Genomic DNA, 13980 nt, shown 5'->3' on the forward strand with positions numbered 1-13980 from the left:
TTTTGCACAAACGATTGTTTTGAGGTGCTAGTTAACCTGTTTATAATAGTTCAACTCGTTTTTCAGTGAAATAATTTCATCTTGCATTTCACTTAATTGCGTTAGTAGGTGGGCTACTGCATGTAAACCCTCCAGGTTTATTTCCAGGTCATTACTTAACCGCAAATAGCGTTCTAGTTTTGATAGTTCATCACTATCCAACCAAACTGTTTTCTTCACTATTGTAGTGTGGATCAAACCAAATTCTTCCAATGATTGAATGAAATTAATTTTGACCTGATGATGTATGCACACATCTTCAATCGATATGAGATGATTTTCCATATTGGTTAGCTTTTGGAAAGTTTTTCGAATAATTCTCTTTGTTCTGCCGTTAAATTTGTGGGCAGTTTAATTTGCCATTTAACATATAAATCGCCAAATGCATCAGCTTTTTTGTAAATAGGGAAACCTTTGCCTTTTAAGCGCAGTGTTGTATCGGGCTGTGTGCCTTCTGGTACTTTCAATTTCACTTTACCGTTTAGGGTTTCCACAATTTTTTCGCCACCTAAAATTGCAGTGTATAAATCTATTTCTTCCTGAATGTAAATGTCGTTACCCTTTCTTTTAAATCTGGGATGATCTGAAATGTTAAACTTCAGGTATAAGTCTCCGGGAGGGCCGTTATTAACACCTGTTGCACCATAACCAGGCAACTTAATTTTCTGGCCATTCTCTACACCCGCAGGGATGGTAATACGAACTTGTTTACCGTTTACGGTTAGGGTTTGCTTATGGGTTGTGTAGGCATCTATCAAATTTAGTTGTAATTCGGCATTGTAATCCTGGCCCTTGAAAGGCGAATTGCGACTGCTTCTTCCACCGCCGCCCCCAAACATTGATGAAAAAAAGTCAGAGAAATCTTCTCCTCCAAAGCCACCTGAATAGCCACTTCCTCCACTATAACCGCCACCTTGAGATTGGTACTGTTGGCGTTGTTGTGCTTGTGCGTCTAACTGATCGGCATGTTGCCAGTCTTTTCCATATTTGTCGTATTTTTTCCTTTTTTCAGGATCACTTAAAACTTCGTTAGCCTCATTTATCTGTTGAAATTTTTTGTTCGCCTCTTCGTTATTCGGATTTAAATCAGGGTGATGTTTTCTGGCCAGTTTCCGATAAGCCTTTTTGATATCATCGGTTGAGGCATCTTTTTTTAAATCGAGGATTTTATAATAGTCAATATAGTCCATGGAATATAAACAGATAAGTATGTGGAATGTTCAGTTTTGATGAGATAAAGATAAACGGAAATTGGGATGTTTATAACGACCAGTTTTTTAAAATTCTCAGTAAAAACAAAAGCTCCGAAAAATCGGAGCTTTTAAATGATCACAAGGGAGTGGATTATTTTTTGCCTTTAACGTATTTTTCCAACCATTGGTCTTCTTCCCAAAGGGTATGAAGAATATTTTCTTTGCCACGGTAACCATGTGCTTCATAAGGTAAAAATACGAAACGGGTTGTACCGCCGGCTCCTTTAATTGCGTTGAATAAGCGTTCGCTGTTGATCGGAAAAGTTCCTGGGTTGTCGTCTGAATCTCCGTGAATTAATAAAATAGGTGTTTTAAATTTATCAGCATAGCTAAACGGGCTCATTTCGTAATACAACTGTGGCACTTGCCAGTAGGTACGTTCTTCATTTTGGAAGCCAAATGGCGTAAGCGTTCTGTTATAGGCACCGCTGCGGGCAATTCCGGCTGCAAAGAGATCAGTATGTGCCAATAAGTTTGCTGTCATAAATGCGCCATAGCTGTGACCGCCAACTGCCATACGTTTTTTGTCGCCAACACCTAAATCTGATAATTTTTTGATTGCAGCTTCGGCATTCAGCTTTAACTGCTCAATGAAGGTATCATTGGGTTTTTTGCCGTCTTTAGCAACGATTGGCATTTCTGCGTTATCTAAAATAGCATAACCTCTGGTTACCCAGTAAATTGGAGATCCCCAGCTAATGGCTGTAAATTTATCTTTTGATCCACGAATTTGAGCGGCATCGGCTGCTGAGTTAAACTCACGCGGATAGGCCCAAATTAGCGTTGGAAGCGGTCCATCTTTGTCCTTGTTATAACCTTTCGGTAAATATAAATCACCAGTTAAATCAACTCCATCGGCACGTTTGTATGAAATTTTCTCTTTGGTAATGCCATCTAATGATGGGTAAGGATTAGCGAAATTTGTAATTAGCTGATCGGCTACACGGAGAACCAAGTTTTTGATATAATAATTTGGAACTAATTTTTGACTTTCTTTCCTGGTAAGCAAAACCAATTTGTCTGGATTGATTACATCGCTAACATATTCGAAAGTTCCCTCAGCGCTGCGCCAAACAATTTCGTTCTTTTTCGATGCCAGATCAAATTTGGCCAGGAATGGTAAATCACCTTTTTCTGATGAACCTACCGGGTTATTCATCAATAATTTGGTTCCGTTATCAACGGTTTTAATCACCTGGCGACCGTACTTATTTTTTACGGTAACAGGAGAACCCGGATTGCCATAGGCATCGGTTTGGTTGCGGCTATATAGTTCTTCTACAGCGCCAGTTGTAGGGTTATATCTGCTCACTTTCGAAGTCTGTTTACTTCTTAAACCTTCCATAATTAAAGCAAGGTTTGCATCGCCCCATTGAACGCCACGGTAGCGAGTCTGCGTTTTAAAAAGTTCTTTTTCAGTTCCGGTAAATGGAGCACTTAAAGCATATACAGCATCGTGAAAAGGCACATTCTTTTTGATCAAACCGCTGTCAAGTGGTTTCGCCCAAACCAATGTTGCTGGTTCATCATCTCTCCAGTCGAAGCCACGGGCCACGTTTTGGGTATTGTCATATCCCGAAGGTGTTCCTTCTGATGAGGGTAACTCGGCAATAATTTTGACAGATTTTCCTGTTAAATCAGTAATGGCAACTGTTGATGGAAAGCCAAAAGCAGATACTAAATAGGAGAAGGGCTTGCGAATGGTTTCAATTTTCATGTAATTTTTATCGGGCGATAAACTTACACTTTGGTAAATGGCAGGTTTGCCTATTGGCGTTTCAACGCCTGCGGTATTTTTTACCAGCTGAGAGGTCGCGAAAAATTCAAAAAGTCGCTCATCAAAAGGCGATTTAATCAAATCTTGATAAGTTGCGCTTGGTGCTGCCTTGCCTAAATTTTGTTGAATGGTAGGCCCCTTAGGCATCAAAGGTTTTGTTGGAGCAGCACTTGCAGGTTTCGTTACCGTGCGATAGATAATTGTATTATCATTCAACCAGGTTAAACCACTTCCCAAAACAACATTTAAAAACGCTTTATTGGTTTTAGTTGCTTTTTTGGTGGCCAGATCGATGATGTATAAATCTACACCCTTTTGTGTGGTGTTGGTAAACGCAATTTTATTCTCAGCAGGGTTCCAGCTAATATTGCCAGCATATAACGGGCTTGGCAAACCAGTAACCTGAAAAGTTTGATTGGATTTGATGTTTTTTAAGCTGAAATTATTGATGAAATTCTGTCTGCTGGGAGAGTAGTTATTTGGATTTAACCTTAAACCTGCAATACGATATTCTGGCATGGCCAATTCTTCAACTGAAGGGTATGAATTGCGTTCGCTGAATAAAATCCATTCTGCTTTGCCATCAATACTTACCGCAGGCGTTGGCTTTGCTAATAATAGGTCAGCAATTTCTTTTGGTGGTGTTTGGTAGGTGATGGCATCTTGTGCATTTGCGTTCAGTGAAACACATACACCCGCCAATAAAAAATAAAGCTGTAATTTTTTAATCATCTCAGTTAGTTTATTTGAAATAAGGAATGCCCAAATATTGCAAAATTTAGCTTGATGATGCGTAACTTCTTATTTACAGAAATTAAAAGCTGTTTGTTCTCCTGCTTCGAAGTAAAGCTCAGGGATATAGATTTTGGATATGTTTAACCGAATTTTCAATCATAGTTACTAATGTTTTTTGATCAATATCGGCTAGCTTTTTTATGTAAATGCAGGCTTTGCCCATTTTGTGTTTGCCAAACTTCGCCAATAGTTCATTTCGGTCATCAAATTCTTCAGAAAGATATAAGGCTATCGCGTCTTTTCTTGGAGAAAAACTTACCAATGGTGCATCTCCCGATCTTCCACTATCATACTTATAATGGTAGCTTCCAAACCCGATAATAGCGGTTCCCCACATTTTGGCTTCAAAACCTGTTACCCTCTCCATAATTCCTATAATTTCGAAACTGTTTTGTTTCTTGATCTGATCATCAAGGCGATCTAAGAAATCGCTTACTGCCAAGTCGTTTTGGTTAGTTTTGTTAGCGGTCATTTTTCAACTTTATAATTTGTAATTAGTTTTTAAGCATACCATTAAATTAAAAAAATTCATCTGATTGAACATAAATCGCATTAAAAAATGTAAAATCACGGTATTTTGTATTCGTAAATTTACTTCTTTGAAACACGTATTTATACCCTTTAGATGTAGTTTTTACAATTTTTTTAGCCATGTTATTGACAAAAGTCAAATAATGCGCATGATTTATACATCCTTACACGCTTTTTATTAAATTTGATATGTCAGTCGTCCCCGATATTTGATTTAATAAATTTTTTTAACCAAAGGAAATTAATTATCTCAATGACAAATCAATCAAAACACGGTGAAATTCTTGAGCGCATAGTGCGCCGGGACCGCATGGGAATCAGCGAACTTTCAAGGAAACTGAATGTGAGCAGAAGAACAATCTACAACTGGTTTGGCCAAGACCGGCTAAGCCACGAGGTTATCTGGCAAATTGGTAATTTGCTGGGGCAAGACCTGTCCATTTCTTTTCCTGATATTTTTCCTAACGGAAATTCCCACATCACAGCAAACGCCGATTCATCTACACAGCCGGCTGCTGAACCAAATTCTGTTTATTTTTGGATGAATAAATACATCCATCTGTTAGAAAAGTATAACGATTTGTTAAACTCCGAAGAGCAAGATGTTTTAGAAGGCGTGCAACCGAAAACCATACCACTAAGAAACAGGAGAACAGATACTTTCATGTTTCATTAAGTGAATCTGAAGTGTTTAATTACTTTTTAAAATTTAATATTCGTTCAAAATAATTTGCTTCAATTTAACGCTCTTTAGATTGCCAAGCATTTCTAAAAGGAATAGCCACTTAAAATATTTAAGTGGCTATCTTTTTTTTAAAGGAAGTATCCTGTTATGGTGTGCCTGCCCTCCGCGGATTGCCCGCTCACAGGACTTTTTTGTCTGCTGTTATATGGTTAACAATTTAGTGAAATGTTGGTTTTATCAGATGGAATAATTTTACACAAATTGATAAAAATGTTAATAACTTCGAATTAGTCAATCAAACAATAATTCGGCTTATACCGTTGTTTATTTCAGATTTATTGGTAACCCTAAAAATCCATGCTACATGGCCCGTGAAACTAATATTTTCATTATGGGAATTGTAATTTTTAAAACTTAATAAAAAAATATTATCTTCAAAATTTCATCCCGATAACTAGAATGAGTCATCAAAATTATCTCTTAAGTAATGAGCAATTGTTGCAAGTGTTCAACTTAACTTATACAGCCACTGCTATTCATGTTACAGAAGATGCAATCATCCAGGAAGCGAATGACGCCATGTTGCGAATTTGGGGCAAAGACAGAAGCGTGATTGGAAAATCGTTAGAAGAAGCGCTTCCCGAACTCAAAGGCCAACCATTTATAGATATGTTCAAAGCCGTTTGGCGTGAAGGATTAACTATTTCTGGAAAAGATACTGCTGCTGATTTGGAGATTGAAGGTGAAATCAAAACTTTTTATTTTGATTTCGAATATAAAGCGGTAAAAAATGAAAGTGGTCAGGTAATTTGTATTCTACATACCGCGATTGATGTTACCGAACGTTTCTTGAAAAAAGAGGCTGAAGACCGGGCTGCTGAAAAGGAAATGGCCCTGCAGAGGGAACAAGAGCTTAATGAAGAACTTGCGGCCACCAACGAGGAGCTTATGGCCACCAATGAGGAACTGCAGGTAGCGCAAGAAAAACTTTCCGTTTTAAATAATGAGTTAGAAGAGCGGGTGTTAAAACGTGTGCGTGAATTATCTGAAAGCGAAGAACGGTTTAGAACGATGGCTGAGGGAACAGATATTTTTATAGCCGTTGGTGATGAAACTGGAAATGCGATATACTTTAATAAGCCTTGGGTAGAATTGACCGGAAGATCAATGGAAGATCTTCTTGAGTTTGGTTGGGCAGATTTAATTCACCCCGATGACCGAGAACGTTATGTGGGCATATATCTATCAGCACTAGCGAAACAAGCACCTTTTGCCGGAGAATTCAGGATTTTAAGTAAAGAGGGAAACTACAGATGGCTACTGGCAAGTGGTCCGCCGCGTTTGCACCCTGATGGTACTTTTGCAGGTTATATCAGCTCTTGTATTGACATTACCGACCGGAAAAAACACCAGGAAGAATTGCAGGAGCTTAATGAAGAAATGGCTACCGCAAATGAGGAACTAGCAGCCACTAATGAAGAACTTGCGGCCACAAATGAGGAGCTGGCGCAAACCCACAGCGACCTTGTTGCCTACATCAAAAAACTTTCAGATAGCGAAGAAAAATTACTGCAGGCAATTGAAACCGGTAAAATGGGTACCTGGAGCATCAATCCCGAAACTATGGAAATAACCATGTCTGCTTTCGTTAGAGATTTGCTGGGCTTAGATATGGAACATTCGGTAGATATTGATGAAGTAATGAAGGCTGTAGACAAAGATTATCATGAAATGCTTTTTAGCGCTTTGGATAATGCCCTGAAAAAACATGTTGCAAGTGATACCGAGTATCCGATCACGAATTTAATTACTGGAGAAGAAAAATGGGTGAAAGCAACAGGCAAGGTTTTCTTAGATCAACAAGGCAATCCGACAGAATATTCCGGAATGTTTATGGATATTACCGAAAGGAAGCTCGATGAACTTCGCAAAAATGATTTTATTGGAATGGTAAGCCATGAGCTGAAAACACCACTCACGGCCATCAATGGTTTTGTGCAGGTACTCCAGCGCAAAGCCAAGAATGCAGATGATGACTATTCTACAAATGCTTTGGATAAAGCTTACATCCAGGTGAGAAAAATGACCGCCATGATTAATGGTTTCTTAAATGTTTCAAGATTAGAGTCAGGGAAATTGCTGATTGATAAACGACCTTTCAGGCTGGATCAGCTATTACAGGAAACTATCGATGAGTCATTTATTTCTCCATCAACACATGAAATACACTTTGGTAGTTCGTGTGAGGTAACGGTGAACGGCGACCGTGATAAAATTGGGAATGTAATTTCAAACCTGTTGAGCAATGCGCATAAATACTCAGCTAACGGAACCCATATTGAAGTTAATTGCGAAATTACCGGAGCAGAAGTAATTGTAAGTGTGAGTGATGAAGGGATTGGCATTACTGAACAGGATGCCAAAAAATTATTTGAACGTTACTACCGTGTAGCCACCAACCACACCATATCAGGTTTCGGAATTGGACTATATTTGAGCGCTGAAATTATAGAGCGGCATAACGGGCGGATCTGGGTAGAAAGCGAAACGGGTAAGGGCTCGGTATTTTATTTTGCATTACCATTATCATAAAAAAAGGATAGGCTAAAAAGCCTATCCCATATCTAAACCCAAACATGCGCTCAAACATGAATGAATTATAATTGAAACAGCAAAATAGCACATTGGTTTTAAACTATCCAAATTTATGCGCTACAAATTTCAATTGTTTTTTGATCTCCTATGCCGTTAAAATAAGCTAATAAGACGTTATCAAATACCGGGTCGCTGTTTGGTAAAAGTGAAAAAAGGGTCATAGAAGAGTGTAGTTTTAAGTCATCCGGATAACCGAAAATTTCATTTGCGGTTTTACCTTGATGCTTTAATAATGTGCTGGAAATTTCAATTAATCTTTTTCCTAAAACAGGATGATTTAAATAATTTTCCGCTTCCAAGGTGTTTTGCAAAGCATAATATTTTGCAGTGTCGCTATGGCCTAAGCCTTTGATTTGTGGAAAAATATACCACATCCAATGACTTGTTTTTCTTCCGCCTTTTATTTCTGAAAGTGCCTGTTCATAACTATCGTGTTGCGCTGTAATAAATCTTTCTAATGATTTCATAATTTAGAATATTTGCTTTAACAACGCCACATTTTAATTATAGTTTTCCGTTGAGGAAAGTAGGTTATCCCGTTGTAGTTGAAAAACTACAGCCTGTAATTTTGTGTTTGGCTTGCCGTTTGCTTACAGTAGCAAAAATTCTAAATGGACTACGCTAATAATTCTCCTTATAAATGTATAATTGTCGATGATGATCAGCTCAGCATTGATATTCTTGCAAATTTCCTTTCAAAAATACCCGATTTTGAGGTTGTAAAAACCTATATCGATCCTGCGAAAGCGATAATGGATCTTAGATCGGAGAGCGATATTGATTTCTTGTTTCTTGATATCAGGATGGACATATCAGGCTTGGATGTGGCTAAAGTACTTCGTGATAGTGTTCGGTTTTTGTTTTTTGTAACCTCTTATGAAGAATATGCAATAGATGCATTTGGCGTAAACGGCGATAAATTCTTAGTTAAACCTATTATATTTAAAAAGCTAGTAACCGCAATCGATGAGGTGCTGCAAAAAGAAAAGAAACAAAAGGGCTACTCAATCACTTAGGTGAAAAGATAGTGCTTCATGAACAAAACAATTTTCTTTTTTTAGGATTGTAAGAAAAGCTTAAAATGATAAATCCTGTTTTAGGCATTATATATCAACAAATTTTCTACTCCTAATACATGAGCAAAAAGGTTTCAACCAAAAGAATTGCAATACTTGGCGGCGGTCCTTGCGGACTTTTTATCTATAAGCGACTCATTGAGTCTGGCTTAAAAAATATCGAGATCGAGATTTTCGAAAGGAAAGCATCTTTAGGGTCGGGTATGCCCTATAGCCCGGAAGGCGCAGCGAAGGAACATATCACAAACGTATCAGATAATGAAATTCCAGTTATCTACAATTCGATAGAAGATTGGGTGAAAATTGCGCCTAAATCTGTGTTAAAGAAATTCGATATTAATTCGGCAAAGTTTAATGAATACAAGGTTTTACCGCGATTGTTTTTTGGTGAATATCTTTCGGCACAATTTGATCTGTTGATGGCAGAAGCCAAAAAAAAGTCGATTTCTACAAAAGTTCATCTAAATACAACGGTAACGAACGTTTTTGATGATAAGGAAAATAAAAAGGTTAAGGTTCAGCTAGATAATAAAGATGAGTTGATTTTTGACGAAATCATGATTTGTACCGGACACCATTGGCCAAAAAAATACGAAGGTAAAATTCCTGGTTATTTTGATGCTCCATATCCACCAAAAAAGTTGGCTAAACATTTTAATGGAGCTATTGCCCTGAAAGGTTCATCGTTAACTGCCGTTGATGCCATTAGAACGCTGGCCAGAAATAATGGTGTTTTTACACAAAATGATGATGGAACCTATTTGTTCAAACTAGATCCAAAAAGCAGTAAATTTAAAATTGTGATGCATTCCAGAAATGGACTGTTACCTGCCATCCGGTTTCATTTGGAAGATAGTCATTTAGGTAAAGATACCACACTAAGCAAAAAACAGATTCAAAAGCATATTAAAGAAAATGGGGGTTTCATTGCACTCGATTATGTTTTTGAAAAAAACTTTAAGGAACAATTTAAAAAGAAAGAACCAAAATTTTATGAACGGATAAAAGACATGGATCTGGAAACTTTTGTTGATGCCATGATGGATTATCGGGAAAAGTTACCACCTTTTGATCTCTTTAAAAAAGAATATTTGGAGGCTGAAAAATCTATTGAAAAAAAGGAATCGATTTATTGGAAGGAAGTACTGGCAGTGTTAAGTTTTGCAATGAATTATCCGGCGAAATACTTGCCAGCAGAAGATATGTTGAGGCTTCAAAAAGTGTTGATGCCTTTGATTTCAATTGTAATTGCTTTTGTGCCTCAAAGTTCATGTCGCGATTTAATGGCCCTTCATGATGCCGGCGTATTAGATATTGTTTCCGTTGGTGATGACAGTCGCGTTGAGCCAAATCCTGAAGGTGGCGCAACCTACTATTACAAAGATGAAAATGGAAAGGAGATTTCTGAAAGCTACGACATGTTTGTTGACTGCGTTGGACAACCCCATTTATCATTCGAAGATTTTCCTTTCCAGGGCTTAATAGATGACGGTACAATAAGCCCGGCTACATTGCGGTTTAAAGACGCTGAAAAAGCCGAAAAACAGTTAAAACAAAAAAACAAACTGGTTGAGAAACATAAGAACGGAGAATATTTTCTGAGTGTTCCTGGAATAACCATTAACGATTTTTTTCAGGTGGTAGATAAAGATGGAAGAGCAAATGAACGCATTTATATTCTAGCGGTTCCTTATATTGGGGGCTACAATCCAGATTATTCGGGTATTGATTTCTGCGAAGCTGCAACAGAACAAGTAATGAAAAAAGTAAAAGCATAAAAAAAACCGGAGCATCAGCTCCGGTTTTTTTTATGATGTGATGAAAACTTATTTCATGCCATCTTTAATTTTATTAATCATTGTTAAATGTGTTTGAACCACAGGAGCAGTTTTAGTTGCAAATGCTTTTAACTCCGCATCTGCTCCGCTTTTCGATTCATCTTCCATTAATTTCAAGGTAGATTTATGCCCGTCAACCATGGCATCAACATAAGCTTTATCAAAATCAGCACCCGATTTTTTGCTTAAATCATCCATTTTGGATTTGTGCTCTTCATCAACTGTAGATGGTAAGGTAATGTTTTTCGCTGCAGCAATTTCCATTAATTCGGTATTTGCTTTTCCATGGTCATTCACCATCATTGTTGCAAACTCTTTTACCTGTGGATTGCTACTTTTTTGCAATGCCAGTTTTCCAAGTTCAACTTCTGCCATTCCGCCTACTGCAGCAGCTGTAGTAAATTTCGCATCAGCATCATCAACAGCAATACCACCGGTTGCAGCAGCGTTTGTGGTGGTGTCTTTGCTCATGTTTAAGCTGTCTGCTGTTTCTTTCGCATCTTTATCTCCACCGCCACACGCTTGAAATGCCAGGGCCGAAACTGAAACGGCCATTAAATAAATTAACTTTTTCATATTATTGGTTTTTGTTGTAATCTAATAACATGATTTAATTGGAAAGGTTTAAGATAATCTTGCCTTCAGTCTACTATCTTTAAATTTTATCTAGTTTAAAGTAACCCAGATGGATTTCATCTTCTGGTAGGTCTGCATTCGGCGTAATTTCGATATGATACTTCTCTTTATGCTGCGGACTCAAAATATCTTCCACCCGATAAATATCATCAATGTCAATTCCGTATTTTTCATCAATATGCGAATTAGCACCTTTTACGGAGTTGGTTTTAAAAAACACTGTTTTTTTTGCATCCTGAATGGCAGCAGCACGGTCATCTTTCACACCTAAAACAATGTAGTGCTGTTCTTCTAATTTGCCAGATTGGTAGCCACCCAGATTGATGAAAAATAATTTATGCGGAGAAGTGTTATGCCCGGCAATTCTTGGCTTAACCTGAATTCGGAAACCATCAACTTCATTCACCTCACGCCAACCATCAATATGGATGCTGTTACCAGCTTCAGGCCAAAAGGCGTTAATGTCTGGCACAAGTTCTTTTAAAGAATGCGCAATTCCGAAAAAATAGTCGTGCTGCTCTACATTTCGCTTAGGTGCCTTCGAACCTAAGAGTAACATATATAATTTGGGATTTCCGTTTGATGATAACTGATCGTTCATATTGCTGAATTATAGATATTATAACCAGCAATTGATCTTATCGTTTTGAAAAATGTTATTTAACGCGTTTTACCTGATGGATCGGATATCTTTAATCTCTAGTTTTAAATCTTTAATTTGCTCCTGCGCCTGACGGTTCTCCAGATAAAAATAGATGGCAAAACCCAGAAATATTTTTCCTAATACAAAAACAGCCGCAAAAACCCATCGCCATGCTTTACTGATGCGCATCTGGTTTGATTCAGACTCTACCTCGATGTAGCGATCTTGTTTTACTTTTTCCTGTTCAGCTTGCTGATATTTGTGTTCTGGTGGAGTATAGCGATCTAAATTTTGCTCACGAAGTTTAATTTCATTTACCTCTTGCTCAATTCTAGATAATATTCCGGGAGGTGGAGGAACAGCCATACTTTGAGCAAGTATTTCCATGTCCAATTCCAGTTTTGTTAAAGCCTCATCAAATTCAGGATATTGTTTTTTAAGCAATAACACCTGCTGAACTTCGTCATCCGTTGCCACGCCCATTACATAGGTTTCCATTAGGCCGCTATCTATCAATCTTTTAATTTCCACGAGCTTTCCTGATTTTATCTACTGATGATTTTAATTGGGTGCGCAAAATATCTTCGTTTCTGTTAAGTAAGTTTGCCAGCTGAGAGATTGATTTTTTCTGATAATAAACCGCCTGGAAAACAATGCGTTCATCATCATTTAACAAGTTTAAATCATCGTTAGTCTCATTGGCATTTCGTAACTTACCACCTTCATGATCTGCTGAAGAAAACTCAATTAGTTTAAATTGTGCATACTGCCTCAACGCTAACCAAGAGGTTGGGCGGCCATTGCTTTCTATAGCAAATGCAGATATAATTTTAATTAAGTGTTCTTCTGACCTTTTATGATCTTGAACCGTTCCTCGGATAAAACCTAAAAGCATGCCAGCATATTTATCGTATAACTGACGAATATCTTTTACGTTATCTTTACGGATATTTAAAGCAACTTCAGACATTTATTAACGGGAGTAATTAAATATAATTGCAAGATAAGCGCAAAAACTTAAAATACTTTTATCAAAAAGGAAAAAAGAGTCAACTTTAATTATTTTAGATGGTTTTATATACAAAATCGCAAAATCCCTAATATCATTTTAATTTGATCAATATTTTGTTCCTTTAATTTAGTGCTCCAATATTTTTGAAGATGAGAATAGCAACCTATAATGTAAACGGCGTAAACGGACGCTTACCGGTTTTGTTAAAATGGCTCGAAGAAACCCAGCCGGATGTGGTTTGTTTGCAGGAACTGAAAGCTCCTGATGAGAAATTTCCTCATCAAGCCATTTTGGATGCAGGTTATCATGCGATTTGGCATGGGCAAAAAAGTTGGAACGGTGTGGCCATCTTATCTCGTGGGCATGAAATAAAGGAATTAAAAAGAGGCTTGCCCGGCGATCCGGAAGATTTGCACAGCCGTTACATTGAGGCTTTGGTAAATGGGGTAGTTGTCGGCTGTTTATATTTGCCTAACGGAAACCCTGCTCCAGGTTTAAAACTGGATTACAAATTGGCCTGGTTTGAGCGATTAATACAGCATGCAGCAAAGCTTTTAGAATACAACTTACCTGTTGTACTGGCTGGAGATTATAACGTAATGCCCACTGAACTCGACGTTTATAAGCCTGAGCGTTGGGTTGAAGATGCGCTTTTCAGACCTGAAGTGCGTAAAGCATTTCATGATCTTGTTGCGCAAGGGTGGACAGATGCCATTAGAAAACTGTTTCCTAATGAAGTGATTTACACTTTCTTCGATTATTTTAGAAATGCTTATGGCAGGAATGCAGGGTTGAGAATCGATCATTTTCTGCTTAGTCCTCAGCTGGAGAAAAGGCTTTTAAAGGCAGGGGTAGATAAGCATGTTCGTGGATGGGAAAAAACGAGTGACCATTGCCCGGTTTGGATTGAAATTAGCGATCCCACAAACGAATAATTCTGTTTTAGCTGAACATAGATAGCCATCAAATTTTGTCGGTTAACCTGCATTGACGTCTGTTTTTTGAACAATTTTATATTTTCAGAATTCTTTTCAAATTTT

At 37.7% G+C, this 13980-nt stretch carries 14 protein-coding genes; 5 read left to right on the plus strand and 9 right to left on the minus strand.

Annotated elements, in window-relative coordinates:
• Positions 1 to 27: 27 nt before the first annotated feature.
• From R2Q70_RS13825 to R2Q70_RS13840, 4 genes are all read right to left on the minus strand, one after another.
• Positions 28 to 324, minus strand: a complete 297-nt coding sequence (locus tag R2Q70_RS13825) for a chaperone modulator CbpM (RefSeq protein WP_316808157.1) — start codon at positions 322 to 324, stop codon at positions 28 to 30.
• 5 nt (positions 325 to 329) lie between these two features.
• Positions 330 to 1229 (minus strand): J domain-containing protein, encoded by a 900-nt coding sequence (locus R2Q70_RS13830; protein ID WP_316808158.1) that lies wholly within the window; start codon positions 1227 to 1229, stop codon positions 330 to 332.
• A 154-nt stretch (positions 1230 to 1383) separates the two neighbouring features.
• Entirely contained in the window at positions 1384 to 3801 is a 2418-nt protein-coding gene (locus R2Q70_RS13835) for an alpha/beta hydrolase family protein (protein WP_316808159.1), read from the minus strand.
• Positions 3802 to 3919: 118 nt separating this feature from the next.
• Positions 3920 to 4336 (minus strand): DUF1801 domain-containing protein, encoded by a 417-nt coding sequence (locus R2Q70_RS13840; RefSeq protein ID WP_316808160.1) that lies wholly within the window; start codon positions 4334 to 4336, stop codon positions 3920 to 3922.
• A gap of 312 nt (positions 4337 to 4648) precedes the next feature.
• Here R2Q70_RS13840 and R2Q70_RS13845 point away from each other — a divergent pair, with 312 nt between their 5' ends.
• Positions 4649 to 5071, plus strand: coding sequence for a helix-turn-helix domain-containing protein (locus R2Q70_RS13845; protein ID WP_316808161.1), 423 nt, complete (start codon positions 4649 to 4651; stop codon positions 5069 to 5071).
• Between the two features lie 468 nt (positions 5072 to 5539).
• Complete coding sequence (locus tag R2Q70_RS13850; protein WP_316808162.1) at positions 5540 to 7672, plus strand: PAS domain S-box protein; 2133 nt, start codon at positions 5540 to 5542, stop codon at positions 7670 to 7672.
• Between the two features lie 113 nt (positions 7673 to 7785).
• Here the strand turns inward: R2Q70_RS13850 and R2Q70_RS13855 are convergent, their stop codons facing one another.
• Positions 7786 to 8202: a DUF1810 domain-containing protein gene (locus R2Q70_RS13855; protein WP_316808163.1), complete on the minus strand. Its 417-nt coding sequence runs from the start codon at positions 8200 to 8202 to the stop codon at positions 7786 to 7788.
• Between the two features lie 144 nt (positions 8203 to 8346).
• Here R2Q70_RS13855 and R2Q70_RS13860 point away from each other — a divergent pair, with 144 nt between their 5' ends.
• The gene (locus R2Q70_RS13860; RefSeq protein ID WP_316808164.1) at positions 8347 to 8751 is read left to right on the plus strand and encodes a LytR/AlgR family response regulator transcription factor; all 405 of its coding nucleotides are present in this window, start codon (positions 8347 to 8349) and stop codon (positions 8749 to 8751) included.
• A gap of 119 nt (positions 8752 to 8870) precedes the next feature.
• On the plus strand, positions 8871 to 10589 hold the full coding sequence (locus R2Q70_RS13865; protein WP_316808165.1) for an FAD/NAD(P)-binding protein: 1719 nt from the start codon (positions 8871 to 8873) through the stop codon (positions 10587 to 10589).
• A gap of 48 nt (positions 10590 to 10637) precedes the next feature.
• Here the strand turns inward: R2Q70_RS13865 and R2Q70_RS13870 are convergent, their stop codons facing one another.
• The 4 genes from R2Q70_RS13870 to R2Q70_RS13885 form a co-directional block, all read right to left on the minus strand.
• Entirely contained in the window at positions 10638 to 11225 is a 588-nt protein-coding gene (locus tag R2Q70_RS13870; RefSeq protein ID WP_316808166.1) for a DUF4142 domain-containing protein, read from the minus strand.
• Positions 11226 to 11304: 79 nt separating this feature from the next.
• On the minus strand, positions 11305 to 11886 hold the full coding sequence (locus R2Q70_RS13875; protein WP_316808167.1) for a DUF1543 domain-containing protein: 582 nt from the start codon (positions 11884 to 11886) through the stop codon (positions 11305 to 11307).
• A gap of 69 nt (positions 11887 to 11955) precedes the next feature.
• Entirely contained in the window at positions 11956 to 12459 is a 504-nt protein-coding gene (locus R2Q70_RS13880) for a hypothetical protein (protein ID WP_316808168.1), read from the minus strand.
• The gene (locus R2Q70_RS13885) at positions 12449 to 12898 is read right to left on the minus strand and encodes a hypothetical protein (RefSeq protein WP_316808169.1); all 450 of its coding nucleotides are present in this window, start codon (positions 12896 to 12898) and stop codon (positions 12449 to 12451) included. The genes R2Q70_RS13880 and R2Q70_RS13885 overlap by 11 nt, the downstream gene beginning before the upstream one ends.
• Before the next feature lie 191 nt (positions 12899 to 13089).
• On the opposite strand from R2Q70_RS13885, the gene xth reads away from it, so the two are divergent.
• Positions 13090 to 13875 (plus strand): exodeoxyribonuclease III, encoded by a 786-nt coding sequence (gene xth, locus R2Q70_RS13890; protein WP_316808170.1) that lies wholly within the window; start codon positions 13090 to 13092, stop codon positions 13873 to 13875.
• The last annotated feature ends 105 nt before the right edge of the window (positions 13876 to 13980 follow it).

It is taken from the genome of Pedobacter agri (genome assembly GCF_032678665.1).
In the GTDB taxonomy this organism is placed as follows: domain Bacteria; phylum Bacteroidota; class Bacteroidia; order Sphingobacteriales; family Sphingobacteriaceae; genus Pedobacter; species Pedobacter agri_A.